The following is a 19,808-nucleotide window of genomic DNA, read 5'->3' on the forward strand; positions in this document are numbered from 1 at the left end:
CCCCTTTCACAGCCGGCGAGATGCCGGCGTTCCATTGCCGTTACGGCGAGATCAACGCGGCTGCGAGGTCGACGGACTTCGGGCCGACGATGACGTGGACCAAGGTGCTCGAGAAGCGTTGCACGGCTTGGGCGCCGAGGCGCTTGAGGGCGCCTTCGTCGACCTTGTCGGCGTCCACCAGCTCCGCACGGAGGCGGCTGCCGGCGACGGGCTCGGTCACGCGCAGGTTGTTCTCGCCGCCGAGGGCGGCCACCCATGCCGCGCGGTCGATGCCCGTGACGCTGCCGGCTTGTCGGATTGCCGGCTTCGGGGCGGCGGCCGGGCTGGCGGCGGCCGGGCGCGGCTCGAGGTTGGCGCCGCCCTCGGCGAGGGCTGCGCGGATCGTATCGGCGACGAGATCGGCCTCGGGGCCCAACACGACTTGCAGCGTGCGCGGACCGGGGCGGACCACACCCTTGGCGCCGAGGCGCTTCAGTGCGGGCTCGTCGATGATGTCGTTTGCGCCCACCGTGAGGCGAAGGCGCGTCGTGCATGCGTCGACCTCGACCAGGTTCTTCGCACCGCCGAGGGCGCGGATGAACGCGTAGGCGCGCTCTGCGTCGCCGACGACGAGCGGTGCTGCGCTCGCGGCAGCCTCGGGGGCTTCACGGCCTGGCGTGGCCAGGTTGAAGTAGCGGATGCACGCTGCGAACACCACGTAGTACACGGCGAAGTACGCCAAGCCCACGGGGAAGAGGAGCAGCGGATTTTCCGCGATGCCGTACGACAGCACGTAGTCGATGACGCCTGCGGAGAAGTTGAACCCGAGGCGGATGTGAAGCGCATTCACGATGACGAACGCGATGCCCGTCAGCACCGCGTGCACGGCGTACAGCGCGGGCGCGAGGAAGACGAACGCGAACTCCACCGGCTCGGTGACGCCGGTGAGGAACGACGTCAGCGCCATCGAGAAGAGCAAACCACCGACGGCCTTGCGATTTTCCGGTCGGGCGGAGCGGTACATGGCGAGGCATGCCGCCGGAAGGCCGAACATCATCACCGGGAAGAATCCGGTCATGAAGATGCCGGCGTGAGGATCCTGCGCGAAGAACCGAGGAAGGTCGCCGTGGACGACCTTTCCGGCCGCGTCCGTGAAGTCTCCGAACACCGTCCACACCATGCTGTTGATGACGTGGTGCAGGCCCGTGACCAGGAGCAGTCGATTGAGGATGCCGTAGACGAAGACGCCGAGCGCACCGGCCTCCAGCAGCCAATTCCCGAGCGCGGCGATGACGTGCTGGATTGGCAGCCAGATCAGGCCGAAGACGATTCCCGCGAAGACGCACAGGAACCCGGTCACGATGGGGACGAATCGTTTGCCGCCGAAGAAGGCGAGGTATTCGGGCAGCTTGATGTCCTTGAAGCGGTTGTAGAGCAGACCTGCCACGACACCGCAGAAGATGCCCCCGAGGACACCCATGTTGATCTTCTCTTTGGCGTTGGGGTCCTCCATCGCCTTGATGACGGCGGTCATGACGAGGTAACCCACGCTGCCGGCGAGGCCGGCGACGCCCGCGTTCTCTTTGGCGAAGCCGACCGCCACGCCGATGGCGAAGAGGAGAGGCAGGTTGCCGAAGATGGCATCGCCCGCTTGGGCGACCACCTTGATATCGAGCATGTCCGGCTGACCGAGCCGGAGCAGCAACCCCGCCAAGGGCAGGACTGCGATGGGCAGCATGAGCGCGCGCCCGAGCTGCTGGACCTTTCCGAAGTTTATCTGCGACATGGAAGTCCTCCCTGAAATTTTAGGCGTCGGGCCACAAGGCGCGCGCACGCGCGCGGATCTCTTTTGCGGACGTGAGGTTCATCAGGATGGCCGTCTGCCGGCGGCACGCTTCGTATTCGAGCGTGCGCACCTTGGCTTTGACCTCGGCCACGACCCCGGCGCTGACGGAGAGCTCCGTCACGCCGAGTCCTACCAGGATGGGGAGCGCGTCCAGATCGGAGGCGAGCGCTCCGCAGATGCCCACCCACTTCCCGTGGCGGGTCGCGCCCTCCACGGTCTTCGCGATGAGGCGCAGCACGGCGGGGTGAAGCCCATCGAGCTTCTCGGCGAAGCCTGGATGGCATCGATCCATCGCCAGCGTGTACTGCGTGAGATCGTTGGTGCCGAGCGACAGGAAGTCCGCATGACGGGCCAATTGATCGGCGAGGAGGGCCGCCGAGGGCACCTCGACCATGACGCCCAGCGACGGACGCTCGGTGAGGCCCATCTCGGAGGCGAGGGTGTCGAGGCGCTTGCGCACGAAGAGGAGCTCCTCGGCGTCGGACACCATGGGCAGCATGATCTTGCACGCCGACAGCGGCTTTACGCCCAGCAGCGCGCGCAGCTGCGTATCGAGCAGCTCCGGCTCCGCGAACCCGGAGCGGATGCCGCGAAGGCCCAGCGCCGGATTGTCTTCCTTGGGGAAGGGCAAGAAGGGGAGGGGCTTGTCACCGCCCGCATCCAAGGTGCGGATGATGGCCGAGCGGCCATCGAGCGCGTTGATCACGGCCTGGTAGGCCGCGAGCTGCTCGCCTTGGGTCGGCGGATCCTCGCGGTCGACGAAGAGCAACTCCGTGCGCAAGAGGCCCACGCCGTCGGCGCCTTGCTGAACGGACTCGCGTGCGTCGGATTCCGTGGCGATGTTGGCCGCGACCTCGATGCGATGGCCGTCGCGCGTGACCGCCGGCAAGCCGACCTTGGCGAGAGCCTCCGCGTGGCGTGCAGCGCGATCGGACATGGCCTTGCGCGCAGCCGCGAGTTGGTTCGCGCTCGGCGTCGTCTCGAGACGGCCCGCGTTCGCGTCGAGAACGACCTCGGTGCCGTGCGCGACGGAGAAGAGGGTCGGGCCCATGGCGACCAGCCCGGGGACGCCAATCGCGCGCGCCAGAATGGCCACGTGCGACGTCGCACCGCCTTTGGCCGTACAGAGGCCGACGATGCGCGACTTGTCGAGGCGCGTGAACTCGGACAGGGCGAGGTCGTCGGCCACGATGATCGATTGCTCGAAGAGCTCCGGCTCGGGCAATGCTTCACCGCTCATCGCGAGCAGGACGCGTCGCTCGAGGTCGCGCAGATCGGTGATGCGCTCGGCCAAGAGCGGGTTGCCCAGGCGCGAGAGAACGCCACACTCGGCATTCACGGCGTTTCGGTACGCGAGGCCTGCGCTCACGCCGGTGCCTACGGCGCGCTCGGTGTTGGCCACGATTTCCGGATCGTCGAGCAAGGCCTGGTGCGCGACGAACATGTCGTGCTCCTGGCGCGCATGCCGCGCTTCCGCATCGCGAATGGCCGCGGCCACTTCCGCGCGCACGGTCGCCAGCGCATTCGCGAGCCGCTCGAACTCCGCGTCCAAGTTGCCCAGCGCCGGCGGCGGCTCGACATCGACACTGCCCAGCCGCACGACCTGGCCCACGGCCAGCCCGGGCGAAGCGCAGACGCCTTCGATGGCGCCGCCGGGAAGCCTTCCCCGCGATGGCGTCGGCGCGGGAACGCCGTTCTCCTTGTGTCCGTCCTTGGCATCGGCCGTTTGCAGCGCCGCCACGACGCCGGCGAGGGCCGTGTCGGCCGAGGGGCCGCGTGCATGCACGGTCACGCGATCGCCCTCTTTGGTGCCGAGCCCCATGAGCGCCACGACGCTGCGCGCATTCACGGTGCGGCCGCCGAAGGTCACGGTCACTTCGCCGCCGAAACGGCGAGCTGCTGCCTGCACCAGCGCTGCTGGGCGCGCGTGCAAGCCGCCGTGGTGCGCGACCACGGCCTCGGTCTGTTTCTCCGCAACGGCGGCCCCGGTCGCATGGCGCGTGGCCGCGACCTCACCCGACGTGCGCGTGAGCGGCGCATCCTTGGGATCGCGCCGGCGCACGTTGATCAGCCGCGACTTGCCGGCATCCACGGCACCGGATTGTCGCCATGAAATCGCGTATTCGTCGCTGTTGGCGATTAACATCAACGTCAACAGCGAGGGCACCGCACGGGCTACCTCGTCGACATCGAAGGTGATGAGCAGATCACCCGCGGATACGCGTGCGCCCTCTTGGACGTGCGACGTGAAGCCGCGCCCCTCCAGGTGCACGGTGTCGATGCCCACGTGAATCAGCACCTCCGCGCCGTTTTCTGCGGTGATGGTCACGGCGTGTCCCGCGCGATGGCGGTGCGTGACCACGCCATCACACGGAGACAGCACGCGGTTCGACAGCGGCTCGATGGCCAATCCGTCGCCCATCATTCGCGTGGAAAAGACCGGATCGGGAACGTCCTCCAACGGCACCACGATGCCGCTGAGCGGGGAAGTCAGGGGCAGCTCGGCGAGCTTGGCCCCACTCTCTGGCCAGCGAAGCATACGGTCCATCGAGGGATCACTCCTCGGAGACTCGAGTTCTATCGGCAAACGAGGCTCGACCTTCGGCATGGTGCCCCTCCATGGGAAAACTCAACGGGTGTGGGTCACTTTGGAAAGATGGCGTGGTACGTCCGGATTCAGACCGCGCATCTCCGCCACGCGCGCGGCAATAAGATAAAAAGTTTGGATTGCCAATATCGGATCGAGAACTTCGTTTTCAGATACTGCAAGTGTTACGTCGCGCTCTTTGACGTCGGCCGGTGCCGCGAGGATCACGCGCGCACCGCGTCCGCGCATCTCGGTGGCCAATTCGAGCAGGCCTTTCTGCTCCGGGCCGCGCAGCGCGAAAATGAACAGGGGATATCCCTGTTCGATGAGGGCCATCGGGCCGTGTTTGATCTCGGCGCCGCTGAACGCCTCGGCCTGAATGGACGACGTCTCCTTCAATTTGAGCGCGGCTTCCGCGGCCACGGCAAAACCGAGCCCGCGTCCCACCACCATGGCCCGGTCGGTCACCGCCAATGCATCCACGGCGAGCGAGCCATCGATTTGCGTCGCTTGCTCCAAATGCGTCGGCAATGCGGCGAGCGCTTTGAGCAATTTGGGATCGCGCCGCCAATGGCCTACGAGCCGTGCCAGTGCGGCGAGCGCGCCGATGTAGCTCTTCGTCGCAGCCACGCTTTGCTCGGGCCCCGCACAGAGCGGCACCGTCCATTTGCATGCGTGCGCGAGCGGCGATTCGGTGCGGTTCACGAAGGCCACGGTGGTCGCACCGCGTTGGCCCAACGCCGCCATGGTCTCTACCAAATCGGGACTCTGCCCGGATTGCGATACTGCGACCGCGAGTTGCCCATTCACCGCGAGCGGCGCATGGTGCAATGTGGCCAAGGACATGGGGAGCGACACCACGGGCACGCCCACGGTGAGCATCGTCAAGTAGCCGAAGTAGTTCGCCGCATGGTCCGAGCTGCCGCGCGCCACCGTGAGGACGACCTGCGGAGGCTTCTCCACCAGGGTTCGCCCGAGCACGGCGAGGCCTTCGTCGGCTTGAAGACGCTGCGCACTCACCACCGAGGCCGAGGCCAATGCCTCTTTCAACATCAACGAGCCCACAAGCATTCTCCTTCGCCAAAAACGGTGACGACCTTCAATTCACGATCGACCACGACCACGTCTGCCCAGGCGCCCTGCTCGAGACGGCCGCGGTCTTTCAAATTCAAATATTCGGCTGGATAAAAGGACAATCGGCGCGAGGCATCTTCAATGCGCAGACCCACGGACTGCACCAGGTTGCGCAGCGCCTGATCCATCGTCAGGGCGCTACCCGCGATTGTACCATCAGAGAGGCGAACCGCGCCTAGACATTTCGTCACCGTGTTCGATCCAAGTCGATATTCGCCATCGGGCATGCCGGCGGCGGCCGTGGAATCCGTCACGGCGAACAATCGCGGGATGGTGCGGAATGCGGCGCGCATCGCACCTGGGTGCACGTGGCGCAAGTCAGGAATCAATTCTGCATATTCCGCATGAGCCAATGCGGCGCCGACGGCACCCGGTTCGCGATGGTGCAAACCCGTCATCGCATTGAACAAGTGGGTGAAACCGGCCGCACCTGCTTCGAGGGCGGCCACGCTGTCTTCGTAGCTTCCCGCGGTGTGGCCGACCTGCACACGCACGCCCATCGCCGATATCGCCCGAATGGCATCGAGGTGCCCGGTGATTTCCGGCGCCAATGTGAGCACGCGAATGGGGGCCATGGCGTGATAGCGATACAATTCGTCCATCACCGCGACGCGCACATTGCTCGGTTGCGCGCCCAGCTTGCCCGAATTGATGTACGGCCCCTCGAGGTGCACACCGAGCACTCGGGCGCCGAGTGAAATGTGCTCGCGGCAAACCGGACCGACGGCGGTGAGTGCCTTCTCGATTTCCGCCGAGGGTGCGGTCATCGTGGTGGCGAGCATCGACGTCGTGCCGTGGCGCGCGTGCATCTTCGCGATGGTGCGCGCGGCATCTCCGCCCTCCATCACGTCACGGCCGCCGCCTCCGTGCACGTGCAGGTCGATGAAGCCCGGCAGCACGTACAAGTCGCCGTTGTTCGGCAGCTGGTTTTCCTGCTGCTGCTGATCGAGCGGCTCGCCCTCGACGACCTCGATGTGGTCGTTGAAGACGATGCGCCCGCGCAGCCAACCGGACGGCGTGAGGACATTGCCCACCAGCGAATGCGATCGTGCGCTCGCCGTCATCGCCGCAGCTCCGCGACGAAGTCGTAATAGTCGTTGCGGCAATAGCTATCGGTGACTTCAATCGCCACATTGTTGGCGGTGAAGCCGATACGGGTGACCAAGAGCATCGCTTGTCCCGGGGTTACGTTGGCCAATCTTGCGATTTTCTTCGACGCGTTCACTGCGCGAAAGTGCTGCAAGGCGCGCACGATGGGATGCCCCAGCGCATCGAGGTGCGCATAGAGCGAGGTTCCCACCGCACGCGGGTCCGGCAAGTAGGTGACAGGAATGGCGGTCATCTCGATGGCCATCACCACGCCATCGGCGAGTCGCTGTCGCTCCAGCCGGGCGACCTGCGACGTGGGCGAGAGACCCAGCTTCAAGATCTCGTCGTGGTTGGGCGTGTCGATGCGGCGATCGAGCCAGACCGTCGATGGCTCGAAGCCCTTGCGCTTCAGGGTCTCGGTGAAGTGCGTCAGCCTCGAGAGGGAGTGCTCGAGGCGGGGCGCGATGAAGGTCCCGGACCCTTGGCGGCGGTGCACGAGCTGCTGTTCGACCAACACGTCGAGTGCCTTACGCGCCGTGACCCGCGACACACCCAGCTTCTCCGAGAGCACCCGTTCCGACGGCAAGGCCTCCTCTGCCTGCCACTGGCCCGAGTGGATCGCATCCGCAAGGTTGTGGGCGAGCTGCACGTAGAGCGGCGTGGGGTCGTCGCTATTCGGCTTCAGCACGTTCCACCGCTTGTTCATGGACACGCCATTGGTGACTCTCGCTCCGTTGTCCACGCCTGGTGGGATAGTACCACTATAATACCATGTCAATACCAGCCGTGGCAGGCCGAAGCAGGACTGCGATGTGTTACGTCAACAACCGGTGGTCACTTTCGCCGGCGTATTTCGCAGTGCGTCAAGGCGATCGTTCGGAGATCGAAAAGAGGTCGGATGACTTTCTGGTATTGACCTGGTCTTTAACTGGTAGTATCTCCGGCTGACCTTGCATACTTGCAAGCTACGACGTCGCTCACGTTTCATAAGCAGTTGATTCCGTCGTATCCATGCCGCGCGCGGCGTGATACGGACTGGAAACCTCGTTGTAGCGTCGTCCTCCTCAGACCTCACCGATCAACGTTCACCGTTCACGATTCAACAGGGAGCAAACGGATGATGTTATTGGGCCGGAGTATTCCATCGTTCGGCGCCGGGTCGTCCCGGTGCACTTCACCCCGCGCGCGCAGGCGCGCTGTTAAAGCATGTTTAGCGGGGTTCGCGGCACTCGCGGGACTTGGCTTGGTCGCGCCCAAAACGGCGTCCGCTGACATTACCTCGGATCGAATCGAATTTTTCCAATACGGCCGTATGGGTATTGGATGGACGAAGAGCGGGCAGGTGATTCAGGGCCAGACCATGAACCTGGCTGGCGGCGGTCAAGGCGGTCGTCTCGAGGAGGGCGACTACATCCAGCCGGGCGTCCGTTTCCACCTGAAAAAGGGCGAAAGCGCGACGGATACGACGGTCGATGTCGTCAACGACTACGAGATCTTCTCCAACGGCGCCGGCATCCTTTCCGACCTTGCGAACGGTGAAGTCGGCAAATTGAGCATTTTGCCGCAGCAATTCTATGTTCAGGCGAAGAACATCTTCACGCCGGGTCTCGAGATTTGGCTCGGATCTCGCCTGTATCGTAAAAACGACATCCACATCGCCGACTACTTCTATTTCAATCGATTGAACGGTCAGGGTGTTGGCGCGATTTATACGCACCCGAAGTTCGGTGAGATCGACGTCGCCATCCTCGAGCAGACGGGAAGCACCAATTTCTTCCGACTGGACGCGGGGCAGGTGGGCGGCACGCCGGGCACGTATCCGTTCGGGTACCGCGCCCGGACGATGTTTATCGCCCAATACAAGTATCCGCTCCCGATGCGGACGAGCTTCATCCAAGCGCTCGGTGAATTTCACGTCGTTCCGCGCTCGCAAGCGCAGGACAACGGGACCCCCGCCAACGTCAATCCGCCGGATTGGGGTGCGGTCGGCGGTCTGAAGCTCCACTTGGACTTCGGCGGTGATTCGTTTAGCGACACCTCTATCCGCTACGGCAGCCGGCTCGCGAACGGAGCCCAGAGCGGTGGTGCGACCTACAACACGTTCGGTAACCCGGCCGAAAACGGCACGTACAAGGGCGCGTACGGTGTCGAAGCGATCGAGCACTTCGTGTGGGACATCGACAAGATCGCCGGCATCAACGGGTACTTCCTCCTCAACTACAGCACGGGTTCTCGCAGCGACGGCCTCGACGCGAGCAACGCCGCCCACAATGCCAACGAGCGGTTGAACTACGCGTTCGGTATTCGCCCCATTATTTACGTGCGGGACGACTTCCACCTCGTCACCGAGGCCACGTACCAGGCGCGTAAAGACGAAAACCTGGCGATGGGCTCGGCGGTGAAGCTCTCCGTCGTGCCGACCATCGTGCCCGCCGGCGGCCGCAGCGTGTGGAGCCGTCCGCACCTCCGGGCCATCTACACCTTGGGCATTTACAATCAAGCGGCCCAAGACCAATTGATGTCACCTTTCCTTCGCACCGTGGGTGAGACCAAGCTGGCCCACTACGTCGGTGTCCGAGCCGAGTGGTGGTTCTAATCATTACGAAACATGTTTCGTAGTCGGGGAGCGGCTTTGACGATGGGATGAGCCGCTCCGCCCGCGAGAGGGCGGAGCGCCCCAGAACATCACTTATTTAACCGCGGTACCGGTTAGCTTGACGCTGCAGAAGACATTCGCCGTACCGGCGCCCTCGACGGAGAGCACGCCATTGGCGCCCAGCGCCAACGTCGCCGACGTCACGTTCACGTTGTACGTCGTCGACCCGTCGGTAAGCTTGCAACTCGTGCGCGCCTTCAATTTCGCGTGCGTCGCATCGGTGTGGACGAACGGGATCTTACATCCTTGAACGTCGGCGACGACTTCGTTCGCGTTCGCGCCGGCGGTCACTTCGGACGATTTGTTGGCGAGATCGATGGGGGTCGACAAGCACGGGGACGACGCATTGCTCCCCGCTTGGAAGGTCCACGTTCCGATGAACGCGGAGGCAAAGTCCTCTTCTTCATCCTGGTCAACGACGTCATCGGCGGCGGATGCCGTGCTTCCCACCGTCAAGCCGAAGGATGCGGTAACGAGACCGAGCACAAATGCGATGCTCCATTTTTTGAACATGGATTCCTCCAAGGCGGTCTTTTGATTTCCTGCAGATTGGCAATCTCAATCGTTCGCTAAGTGTCGAGATTGCCTGCGGATACGGCGCGCGGCCTTACGCAAAGGCCGGTCCAATGGACTTTCGGCTTCTTTCGACCAACCGATGATCGCGTTGATCGGTGTAACCCTGATCGCGAGGATCAGGGTCTTCGGTTGAGGAGTGGGACTGCGCACGGTGTCATTCGCCGAAAAAGGCGGCGATTTCCGCGGGGCATGTACGGTGCACCGGCGCCGCGACCATGTTGCGAACTACGAACTTCTTGTTCGCGGGAGCGCTTGCGCTACTCGCATGTTCGGCCGACGTGCCGGATGCCGTCGACCAAACCTCCCAGCCGGTGGCGGAGCAAGAAGCCGTTGCCGCCACGATTCGCGTCGCGCCGTACATCGATATCACGATGAACACGCCGACATTGCCCGCCGTCGCGCGTGCAACGGGGCAGAAGTACTTCACGCTCGCCTTCGTGCTCGGAAGCAGCGCTGGGTGCGATCCTCAGTGGGGCGGGACGATTCCGCTCAAGGAGCCGCGCATCATCAACCAGATCAACGAGCTGCGAAGCTTGGGAGGCGACGTCATCATCGCGTCCGGCGGCGCCATGAGCCCGTACCTGGAGAACCTATGTGGCTCGGCATCCGCCCTCGCCGCGGCCTACCGCAAGGTGCTCGACGCCACCGGGGCTACGCACCTGGACATCGACGTCGAGGCGAGCATCCCGCAGGACACGGTGAACACGGCGCTCGCCACGATCCAACGCGAACGCGGCACGGTCATCAGCTACACCTTGCGCATTCAAGGGCAGGACTACGGGCTCGATCCGTACTCGGTCACCGTCTTGAAGAGCGCCGCCGCCAAGGGCGTGAACGTCATCGTGAACCCGATGTTGATGAACTTCGGCTACTCCGGCGATTGGGGCAACGCCATGATCTCGGCGGCCAACGCCACGCTCGCCCAGATCAAACGCGAGGTCTGGCCGAACAAAACCGACGCCCAGCTGCGCGCGATGTTCGGCGTCACGCCCATGATCGGCCGCAATGACTCGGGCATGATCACGACGCAGACCCACGCGCGCAACCTCCTCTCCTGGTCGCGCACGAACAAGATTGCGTTCATCGGCTTCTGGTCGGTGGGGCGCGACAACGGCGGGTGTCCGAACGGCGGTGTGTCGCCCACCTGCAGCGGCATCTCGCAATCGACATACGAGTTTACGAATATTTTCAAGGGGTTCTGACGTGTCCGTGTATTTTGCACGCACCTTCCGTTGGCCGCCGGCCGATGGAGGGTGCGGCGCATGCTATTCGGATGGACGCGGCAGATGATGCGGGCGGACGACGTCGTACTTTACGTATTGTACGCGGACGCCGAGCATGAGGACGAAGGCGGTGCGGTGTTGCCCGGTCGGTCGATCGTGGCGACACCGCACTCCGTGTTGCTGTTCGTCGAGGAGTGGACGCTGCGCAGCGAGTTCGACGTGCGTTCCTTCGTCGACATGGTGGTCGACGCTTGGTACGACGCGCGCGATCTGCAAACGGGCCGCATGCTGCGTGACACGACGGAGCTCGATGCGAGCGAGGCCGTTACCCTCCCGCCTGCCCGCGAAGAGCGTCTTTCGGATCTGCACGATGGCGTCGCCGTCGACAGCACGGACGCGCTCAGGGCCTCTGCCCGCGCGGATTCGATCGTGGCCAAGGTCGATGGCGTCGTCGTTGCGTGCGACGGGGTCGCACTTCGAAGTGCGCGCGAGGTGCGTGTGTTCGCGCAACGCCTCGTGGCCACCTGGAGCGTGGTGGGCTACCTGCGCACGGGTGACGAGACCCCGGTGCATTTGTAGCGATACCGCCTCGGGGGACGGCCGTAGTCCCAGGCATGCGAATGCGAAGTGTGGGAATTCTCGGGGGGATTGTGGCGGCCGTTGCGGTGGTGGCGCTGGCGGCGGGGTCATCGTGGGCGGATGCGCCCGCACCGAAGGCGACGGGCCCGGCGGTTCCTGTGGTGGTGGAGCTCTTCTCGTCCGAGGGATGCAGCAGCTGCCCGCCGGCGGACAAGTTCCTCGACGAGCTGGAACGGACGCAGCCTGTCGACGGCGTGTCGATCATCGCGCTCGGAGAGCACGTCGATTACTGGGACGATCTGGGCTGGCCCGATCGATTCGCCAGCCCGCGCTTCACCGCGCGTCAGAAGCAGTATGCCGGGGTGCTGGAGGATTCGCGCACCTACACCCCGGAGCTCGTGATCGATGGCCGAACGATCCTCGATCGCGGTGACCGAGCGTCGACCGCGCGCGCCTTGCAAGCCGCGGCGCGTGAGCCGCGAGCGCGCGTGACCTTGAACCGACGCGGCGATCGCGTGGCGGTGGATGTTGCCAATGTGCCGGCGGGCAACGACACGGCGGAAGTCTGGTTGGCCATCACCGAGAGCGGACTCTCGACGAACGTGCAACGCGGGGAAAATGCGGGGCGGGTGCTGGCCCACGCGCCCGTGGTGCGTGCACTGCGCAAGCTGGGCAATGCCGAGGGCGGTGCATTCCGCGGCGACGCCGCATTGGAGCTGGATCCAAAGTGGAAAGCGAGCGCGTTGCACACGGTGGTGTTCGTGCAGCGTGCGAAGTCGCGGCGCATCGTGGGCGCGGCGCAGATTTGAGAGCGGTCACTTGGTGAGAAAGACGCGTTGCTCGCCGATGTCGAGGATGGAGACGCGGTCGTCATCGAGCCCGCGCTCGCGCATGTGGTGACGTAGGAAACGCGGGCAGTCGCCCGGCGCGTCGTCGGAGTTGATGAACGTGTCGAAGTGAATCGGCACCATGCGCGCCGCGCCCAAGAGCGTGAACGCGTCGAGGGCCTCGATGCTGTCCATGTGCGTGCGGCGCATGAAGTCGCGCGGTGCCGTGGGGCAAATCGGCAAGAGGGCGAGCGAAAGATTGGGGAAGCGCGCGCGCGTTGCCTCGAAGTGCGCGCGGTCGAAGGCGGTGTCGCCGCCGAAGTACACGGAGAGGCCGTGGTACTCGAAGACGTACCCGGTGAAGGCGCGCGGACGCCACGCCTGATCGATGCCCCAGCGTCCACCTACGTGCCGCACGGGCACCGCGGTGATGCGCACACCGCCGGCGTCGTACGACTCCCATCGATCGAGCTCGCGCGTCTCGAAGGCGTAACGCGGGACGATGGCGCGCGCGCCCGGTGGCAGCAGCGCGATCTTCGTCTTGTGCTGGATCATGTCGAGCGAGTCGTACGACAGGTGGTCGAAATGCATGTGCGAGATGACCACAGCGGCGAGCGGTGGAAGATCGCGCGCATCGAGCCCAGGTTCCACGAGCCGGGGCGACACCTCGCCCACGGAGTTGGTGAACACCGGATCGGTGAGGATGAACGCATCGTCCATCTGCACGAGCACCGTGGCATGTCCGACCCAGAGCACGGCCAGCCGTGCATCGGCCCGCCGGGGCTCGTGGATCTTGTGCTCGACCTTCCTCGGCTCGTGCGACGCGGTGAGGTTGCGGCCGATGGCGCGTGAGGCAAAGCAGCCGCCCAGCGCGAAGCACGCGGCGAAACAGGGAACGAGCGGGGCAAGGCGAAGGAGGTGTCGGCGCATCTTTAGAAGTACCGGATGTTGAACGCCGTGATGATCTCGCGTTGCACGAGCTCGGGGGAGACGGTGACGGTGAGACCCATCGTGCCGAAGAGAAAATAGGCGCCGGTCTCGATGGAGCCGCCACCGCCGCCGGCTGCGCGGTAGTACGAGCCACCGAGGGACCACGAGAGCGTCTCCCCGCGCCCGATGACCGGCAAATAGAGTCGTCCACCGGCGCGCGCGATCCATCCCGTCCGATCATCGGGCGCGCAGCAGGCCCACTCGGGCGATGCGTAGAGCTCGATCGCACCGCTATGACGTGCCACCGGATCGACGATGAACGCGCGCACGGGATGTTCGGCGACGCCGAAGGAATACACGAAGGGCGTGATCTGCCAGCGCACCCCGGCGCCTGCGCGATCCGAACCGAGAACCAGGAGCGGACTCGGTACGAGCTGCGCCACCGTCCAAGCGACGGCGGAGAACACCGGATCGGTGCGTGGGGGCGGTGGCTCGTCCTTCTCGTTCTTCTCGTCCTTCTCGGCCGCGTGCGCGGGGACGACGAGGGCTGCGATGGCGCCGGCGATTGCCATTCGGAAGAGCCGTGCCCGCATGCGGCAGAAAGGTACAGCGGTTCAAGGGAGAAATTCCACTCCCATCGAGGCGCCGTGCGCTTGCGGGGCAGGGTGGACATTCGTAGTCCGCGGCTTATGAACTAGGGTGCGATGATCACGAACGAGCAGTCCCGCACGCGCATCGACGAGGTACAGGCTGGCATTTATCGCATTAGCACACCGCTATTCGGCGTCGAGGGTGGATTCAGCTTCAACCAGTACCTCGTCGTGGACGACGAGCCGGTGCTCTTTCATACCGGTCCGCGCGGCATGTTCGCGCTGACGGCCGACGCCATTGGCAACGTATTGCCGGTAGAGAAATTGCGTTACGTCGGCTTTTCACATTACGAGAATGACGAATGCGGTGCGCTCAATGCCTTTCTCGACAAGGCGCCACACGCGCAACCGCTTTGCGGCACCATCAATGCGATGATCAACGGCGATGCGTTCGATCGCGCACCACGCGTTCTCAGTGATGGTGAATCGCTCGGAATAGGCCAACGCACGCTCGTCTGGTTCGATGCACCGCACCTGCCGCACGCCTGGGAATGTGGATATCTCTTCGAGAAAGAAAGCGCGACTCTGTTTTGCGGCGACCTTTTCACGCAAGGCGGAGCGGAGCACCCGGCGGTGACCACGGACGATATTTTGGAATCGAGCGAGGCGATGCGCAAAGGATTGGATTATTACGCGCACGCGCCGAATGGCGGGGCACTCCTCGACAAGTTGTTGGCGTGCCGCCCGGCGCTCTTGGCTTGCATGCATGGCAGTGCCTACCGAGGCGACGGTGCAGCGCTGCTTCTCGCGTTGAAAGGACGGTTGCGCCCGGCTATCGTTCCGGCATGATCCGACTCTCCGTCTTGTATCCGGCCAAGGAAGGTCAGACTTTCGACCTCGAATACTACAAAAACACGCACATGCCGCTCGCAGGCAAACTGCTCGAGCCGGTGCGTTACGAAGTCGACAAGGGCCTCTCGGGAGGCGCACCGGGAAGCCCGGCTCCTTTCGTCGCAGGGTGTCACTTCTACTTCGAAAGCTTGGAACACTACCGGGCGCGCACATCCGTGCATGGCGCGACCCTGCGAGCCGACATGGTCAATTACACGACCATCGAGCCAATCCTGCAGATTAGCGAGATCGTGTAGGACCGAGCTCCAATTGCGTGCGGCGCGCGCTCGAACGCGCGCGCAGTTGCGCGCGACGAAATGGCTTCGTTGGGGCTGGTCGGGCATCATCATTGGCTCCAACAACCAGTGACTCGTCCTATGAATCGGCCCATTATCGCGGCTGCGGCCGCCATCGTTGGTGCATGCGCTCTTGGTGCGTGCGGCGGTCATCCGAATACCGTCGAAGATCGTACCCCGTCGATGCGCAGTGATTTGGCTGCTGACCGCGCGGCCGGTTTGGCAGCGTTCGAGACGGTGCGAGGTGTGCTGCAGCATCCGCGCTGTCAGAATTGCCATGCGCCGGGCGATGCGCCGCTTTCAGGCAACGACGGCCACGTGCATGACCAACACGTGTTGCGAGGGCCTACCGGCCACGGCACGGCGGGGGCGGAGTGCTCCACGTGCCACGGGCCGAGCAATCCGCGAAGCGCATTCGGCATGGACGCGGCGCCCGGCAAACCGAGGGTCTGGCGTATGCCCCCGCCCGGTGCGTTCATCTTCGTGGGGAGGACGCCGCACGCGCTCTGCGAGCAGCTGTTGAATCCCGAGCTCAATGGTCACAAGGACATGGTGGCACTGCGCAATCACATCGAGGCGCCGCTCGTTTCATGGGGCTGGGCACCCGGCTTCGGCCTCGCACCGGTATCCACTCCGCGCGATCGCTACATCGCGGCATGGGACACCTGGATGGCCGCCGGTGCGCCGTGTCCGAATTAGCCCTCGAGCCGGCTGCGCAGGGTATCGAGATGGCGCATGTAAAAGATCCAGAACAACGGTGCGGCCACCGTAACGGCATATTGAAGCACGCCGAGGGGTGACCCCGCCGCCAACACGCCCACGAGCCCTAGAAGGGACAGGCACCCCGCGCTCAACACGAGCCCGCGCCCCGAAAGATCCGTCTCCTTTCGGAAAGGACCATAGGCGCGGGACTCGTATCGATCGCACAAGGCCAGATTCATTGCGAACATCCAAAAATAGTTGATGAATGGAATGCAAAGAAACGCCACGGCGCTGAACGGCGTTATGGGAATCGAGACTACTTTCCAATCTTCGCGCGGGAGCGCTTCCCACATGCTCGTCAGCCATCGCCCCGCGCACACCAGGCTGGCGAAGAACATGACCTGCGTGGCCGTCGAGCCCCACTGCCCGATTTCGGCAAGGACGTTCGCGACACCCGTGTCCACCTTGGGCGAAAGTGCCGTTATGGCGAACAGAACGGCAATCAGGGCAAGGCGCACGATGGTTGCCGTTACGAATGCGCGCGTCCAGAAGATGTTTTGCGCGGCTCGCTTGGGAGCTCCGACTTCCGGCGTAGGTGGGACGTAAGGATTCACGCTCCCCAGACTACATGCACGGCCGCTAGAGGAACATCGAGATGCGCACCTACTTGGAGCCGAGCGAGCTTTGGATGTCCTGTGCCTGTTTGAGGTGCCCCTCGACCTTCGCGCGCACGGTTTGAAGCATCGATCTCAGTTCCGAATTTTTTGCATTCGGGAGCAGCTTGTTGTCGATGGTGTCGAGCACCGTTCGATGGGCGTTGACCTGCGCGTCGATGTACGCGCGATCGAAGTCGCCCGTGCCCTGCTTGAGGCGTTGCACCGAGGCATCGGAGTCGCTTTTCAACATCGTGCTCGTGGAGCTCTCCGAGGGTGACAAGCTGGTCCTGCTAGCGAGCTCGGTGCCCTTCATGTCTGCGTCAGAATGGTCTTTCACCATCATGGCGGCGAACCGCTTCACCCTCGGATCTTTGGCTTTTTGCTGGGCAATTTTCCCCTGCTCGACCTCGCCCATGTTTGCCACGTGCGTGACTTGAAGGATCTGATCATCGGTCAACGCGTCGCGCGAGGTACTGCTTGTTCCGCTTCGTGCATTCATATCGGCGGCCGTACCCGTCGAGCCTGTGCCAACGCCCGTGCTGTCACCGCCCATCGAACCTGGATTGGCACCCGGCATATTGGGGGCTTGCGTACTCGTATTGGGATTGCTTGGCGTCATTGCGCTGGCGGCAGTTGCAGGTTCTGCCGTGGTTTGCGTCGGCTGAGCGGGTCGAGGTTCGCTTCCGCCGCAGGCCAGCGCAGGAAGAAAAGCGCCTCCAACGATGGCAATATGCATGAAGATACGTCGAACGCTACGCATGAGAAGACCTCCTTGATTTTCGCGGCGTGCGACGCGAGCGCGCGCGCCGGCCCTGTGGGCAGCAATCGACATACCGCCACGTGCAGAGCCGGCCGGCGCAGCGAACCTATCGAGATTCCGATGCGGACTGGTGATTATTGAAATAGGTAAATGCTCGAGCCATGCGGCCCGTCCGTGCTCTCGTGCGTCTTCGAATCCACTTTGGTGCCGTCCACCCAGATTTCGGTCGTGACCGAGCCCGGTTCGGACGTGGATAGGGTGACCGCCGCATGATCGATGCAGTTGACCGTCCGTCGAACCGCGAAGGATTCGTTCCGCGCTTAGAACTCCCGGAGCAGCCTGCCTCCTCCGACGAGCGGGCGGCGGAAGCCATTTTCTCGCAGCGCGTACCACAAGGTGACTGCGTTGATGCCCAGAATGGGAATCCCGAGCATCGGTTCCAGTCGTTCCGTCACACCGAGCAGACTCATATTGGTTCCGCATTGGACGACGGCGTCCAATCGATTCGCGCGCGTGGCCAAGAGCTCTCGAATGGCTCGCTCCTTGGCCTCGTCCGGAACGTGTGCAATGTGCAAGGCGTTGGCGCAGGCGAAGCCCACCGAAGAGACGACCTCGAAGCCCAAATCTTGGAACATGCGAATGGCATTTCGATTGCCGGTGGCATCGAACGGCGTCAAAAGGCCAATCCGCTTCGCACCGAACCGATGCAGCGCCGCCGGGGCCGCATCGTGCCACGTGGCCCACGAGAGTCCCGACTGCGTTTGCACATCGGTCATGACGGCGCGGATCTCGTCGATGCCCAGGAGAATGTGCTCCAGGCTCATGCCCATGATGAGGTATTGGGGCTGGGCGAGCAGGGCTTGCGTGATCGCCGCATTCAAGCCGGTTAGGAATTGACGTTTGTACTCGAGCAAATCGGCGGCCGTTTTGAGTTGCGGTCGCGGTGTCGAGATCGTGACCGTATGGAGTCCCACCCCATCGAGCGCATCGGGGCCTTGGTTGCGGACGACGATGCTCCACAACTCGTGCTCCATGCTCGTGTTGGTGACCGGAACGAGCAGCCCGAATTTGCGTCGAAAGCTGCGAACGTCGGGATAGCCAAACGACGGATCGATTCCGAACGCGCCGAGGGCTTTGCCATCGTGAACGACGCCGGACGGAGCAATCTGCGGCATGGGCGGTGCGTTCACGTCCGGGACCGAGACCGCCGCGCCGGAAAGCGTCGCCGGTGCTGCCGGCGGATGGCCCGTGATGGGGCGGGCAGTCGGCGTCGGTGCTGCGCACGCCGCAAGGCCGGCCGTGGCCCCCACGAGAAATTCGCGCCGTGACGTCATCGCGCACCGCCTTGGGACGGGCGAATCGCCACGAGCGAACCCGGGCCGGTGAGGACGAGCGCAATCAAGAGCACGACCATGGTCATCGGGTACTCGGCCCCGCCATGTTGCACGTCGTAGCCGTGGCGACCCGACGTCAGCGCAGCGACCAGCATGGTAAAGACGAGCGGCGCGAGCGCCCAAAAGGCGCGACCGGCGAGCAGAATGAGCGCCCCGGCGACTTCACTCGCGGCCGCGAGGCATGCTGCAACGTAGGGCAGCGGTATTTGCAAATTCTCGAGGTACGAGGCGAAACCGGACAGTCCGCCTCCCCCGAACCAGCCAAAGAGCTTTTGGCTCCCGTGATAGAAGAACGCAATGGCCGCAACGGCTCGAAGTAGGACAAGGGCCGCGTCCAATCGGCTCGCGTGCCGTTTCTCGTATTTCCCCATGCGAGCGATGTAGCGCTGGTGGCCTGGAGGGACAATCGCACCTTTCGTTGAGAAACTGTCAACGGGAGGACAACAATCACGGCACCGGCGTGGGCGGCCCGTAGAGCGTGACCGAGTTGGCCAAGGGTCCGACTTTGGCGTCGTACGTCGCGCGCGCACTTTCGGGATACGTGAGCTCGAAGCTGACGAACGCGCCCCGTGACACGATGATCTTCCGATAGAAGATCTTGTTGTCGACGCGGCCGGAGGTGACGCACCAATCCTTGCCCTTCGAGCGATATGTCACTTTGGATTTGGGCGGCCCTTCGAGTGAGGTGCAAAGCTTGTTCAGCGTGGGGCCCCATGATTCCAACCATCCGCCCCACACGCGTTCCTCGACGCTCCCGTCGCGCGAGGTGAAGCTTCGACCGTCGCCATTGTCCGCTTCTCGGCCGGGGACGAGCTCGGGAAGAAAATCGACCATGAAGCCGAATCGGCTGTTTTTGTACTGCCCCGGCGTCAGGATGGTGTCGTCTTCTTCGGCCGCCGTGGCTGGTTCGTCCGCAGGGCCGGCGTCGACGGTGATGGGCGCCGGTGTCGCTATGGAGCTCGGGCTAGGCGAGACGGTTTCGACCTTCTTCTTGCTGCATGCGGCCGCGCACGAGGCGGCGAGTGCCAGGGCTACGACGGAGATAGAAAGTCGATTCATCATGGCCGGTCCGCCATCTTTAGCTTCTCGTCGC

The 19,808-nt window shown here is 63.9% G+C and carries 20 protein-coding genes; 7 read left to right on the forward strand and 13 right to left on the reverse strand.

Features of this window, described 5'->3' with window-relative positions:
• Positions 1-40 precede the first annotated feature (40 nt).
• The 5 genes from nagE to LZC95_00280 all read right to left on the reverse strand — a co-directional run bounded on the left by nagE (position 41) and on the right by LZC95_00280 (position 7,341).
• Positions 41-1,765, reverse strand: a complete 1,725-nt coding sequence (nagE, locus tag LZC95_00260) for an N-acetylglucosamine-specific PTS transporter subunit IIBC (protein WXA95272.1) — start codon at positions 1,763-1,765, stop codon at positions 41-43.
• A gap of 19 nt (positions 1,766-1,784) precedes the next feature.
• Complete coding sequence (ptsP, locus tag LZC95_00265) at positions 1,785-4,373, reverse strand: phosphoenolpyruvate--protein phosphotransferase (protein ID WXA95273.1); 2,589 nt, start codon at positions 4,371-4,373, stop codon at positions 1,785-1,787.
• Positions 4,374-4,454: 81 nt separating this feature from the next.
• Entirely contained in the window at positions 4,455-5,477 is a 1,023-nt protein-coding gene (locus LZC95_00270; protein WXA95274.1) for an SIS domain-containing protein, read from the reverse strand.
• Complete coding sequence (nagA, locus tag LZC95_00275; GenBank protein WXA95275.1) at positions 5,465-6,610, reverse strand: N-acetylglucosamine-6-phosphate deacetylase; 1,146 nt, start codon at positions 6,608-6,610, stop codon at positions 5,465-5,467. Before nagA ends, LZC95_00270 begins: the two co-directional genes overlap by 13 nt.
• Positions 6,607-7,341 carry a GntR family transcriptional regulator gene (locus LZC95_00280; GenBank protein WXA95276.1) on the reverse strand — a complete coding sequence of 245 codons (735 nt, stop codon included), beginning with the start codon at positions 7,339-7,341 and terminating at the stop codon, positions 6,607-6,609. Before LZC95_00280 ends, nagA begins: the two co-directional genes overlap by 4 nt.
• Positions 7,342-7,752: 411 nt before the next feature.
• On the opposite strand from LZC95_00280, the gene LZC95_00285 reads away from it, so the two are divergent.
• The gene (locus LZC95_00285) at positions 7,753-9,231 is read left to right on the forward strand and encodes a carbohydrate porin (GenBank protein WXA95277.1); all 1,479 of its coding nucleotides are present in this window, start codon (positions 7,753-7,755) and stop codon (positions 9,229-9,231) included.
• Between the two features lie 93 nt (positions 9,232-9,324).
• Here the strand turns inward: LZC95_00285 and LZC95_00290 are convergent, their stop codons facing one another.
• A complete protein-coding gene (locus tag LZC95_00290; GenBank protein ID WXA95278.1) occupies positions 9,325-9,804 on the reverse strand; it encodes a hypothetical protein in 480 nt (159 codons plus the stop codon).
• Between the two features lie 278 nt (positions 9,805-10,082).
• Between LZC95_00290 and LZC95_00295 the strand changes: the two genes are divergently transcribed.
• The 3 genes from LZC95_00295 to LZC95_00305 are packed head-to-tail and all read left to right on the forward strand — an operon-like array spanning position 10,083 to position 12,478.
• A complete protein-coding gene (locus LZC95_00295) occupies positions 10,083-11,069 on the forward strand; it encodes a chitinase (protein WXA95279.1) in 987 nt (328 codons plus the stop codon).
• Positions 11,070-11,129: 60 nt separating this feature from the next.
• A complete protein-coding gene (locus LZC95_00300; GenBank protein WXA95280.1) occupies positions 11,130-11,669 on the forward strand; it encodes a hypothetical protein in 540 nt (179 codons plus the stop codon).
• A gap of 35 nt (positions 11,670-11,704) precedes the next feature.
• Positions 11,705-12,478: a DUF1223 domain-containing protein gene (locus tag LZC95_00305; protein WXA95281.1), complete on the forward strand. Its 774-nt coding sequence runs from the start codon at positions 11,705-11,707 to the stop codon at positions 12,476-12,478.
• Positions 12,479-12,484: 6 nt separating this feature from the next.
• Here LZC95_00305 and LZC95_00310 read toward each other — a convergent pair whose 3' ends face one another.
• The gene (locus LZC95_00310; protein WXA95282.1) at positions 12,485-13,426 is read right to left on the reverse strand and encodes an MBL fold metallo-hydrolase; all 942 of its coding nucleotides are present in this window, start codon (positions 13,424-13,426) and stop codon (positions 12,485-12,487) included.
• 2 nt (positions 13,427-13,428) lie between these two features.
• A complete protein-coding gene (locus LZC95_00315) occupies positions 13,429-13,998 on the reverse strand; it encodes a hypothetical protein (GenBank protein WXA95283.1) in 570 nt (189 codons plus the stop codon).
• 132 nt (positions 13,999-14,130) lie between these two features.
• Here LZC95_00315 and LZC95_00320 point away from each other — a divergent pair, with 132 nt between their 5' ends.
• From LZC95_00320 to LZC95_00330, 3 genes are all read left to right on the forward strand, one after another.
• Positions 14,131-14,865, forward strand: coding sequence for an MBL fold metallo-hydrolase (locus tag LZC95_00320; GenBank protein ID WXA95284.1), 735 nt, complete (start codon positions 14,131-14,133; stop codon positions 14,863-14,865).
• Positions 14,862-15,164 carry an EthD family reductase gene (locus tag LZC95_00325; protein WXA95285.1) on the forward strand — a complete coding sequence of 101 codons (303 nt, stop codon included), beginning with the start codon at positions 14,862-14,864 and terminating at the stop codon, positions 15,162-15,164. Before LZC95_00320 ends, LZC95_00325 begins: the two co-directional genes overlap by 4 nt.
• 120 nt (positions 15,165-15,284) lie before the next feature.
• Positions 15,285-15,902, forward strand: a complete 618-nt coding sequence (locus LZC95_00330; protein WXA95286.1) for a hypothetical protein — start codon at positions 15,285-15,287, stop codon at positions 15,900-15,902.
• Here the strand turns inward: LZC95_00330 and LZC95_00335 are convergent.
• The 5 genes from LZC95_00335 to LZC95_00355 form a co-directional block, all read right to left on the reverse strand.
• Entirely contained in the window at positions 15,899-16,519 is a 621-nt protein-coding gene (locus tag LZC95_00335) for a hypothetical protein (protein WXA95287.1), read from the reverse strand. The two genes, LZC95_00330 and LZC95_00335, sit on opposite strands and share 4 nt — an antisense overlap.
• A 49-nt stretch (positions 16,520-16,568) precedes the next feature.
• A complete protein-coding gene (locus LZC95_00340; GenBank protein WXA95288.1) occupies positions 16,569-17,321 on the reverse strand; it encodes a DUF4142 domain-containing protein in 753 nt (250 codons plus the stop codon).
• Between the two features lie 320 nt (positions 17,322-17,641).
• Positions 17,642-18,655 (reverse strand): hypothetical protein, encoded by a 1,014-nt coding sequence (locus LZC95_00345; GenBank protein ID WXA95289.1) that lies wholly within the window; start codon positions 18,653-18,655, stop codon positions 17,642-17,644.
• Positions 18,652-19,086, reverse strand: a complete 435-nt coding sequence (locus LZC95_00350; protein WXA95290.1) for a DoxX family protein — start codon at positions 19,084-19,086, stop codon at positions 18,652-18,654. The genes LZC95_00345 and LZC95_00350 overlap by 4 nt, the downstream gene beginning before the upstream one ends.
• A gap of 76 nt (positions 19,087-19,162) precedes the next feature.
• Positions 19,163-19,777, reverse strand: coding sequence for a hypothetical protein (locus tag LZC95_00355; protein ID WXA95291.1), 615 nt, complete (start codon positions 19,775-19,777; stop codon positions 19,163-19,165).
• Positions 19,778-19,808 lie beyond the last annotated feature (31 nt).

It is taken from the genome of Sorangiineae bacterium MSr12523 (assembly GCA_037157775.1).
Lineage (GTDB): Bacteria > Myxococcota_A > Polyangia > Polyangiales > Polyangiaceae > Pendulispora > Pendulispora brunnea.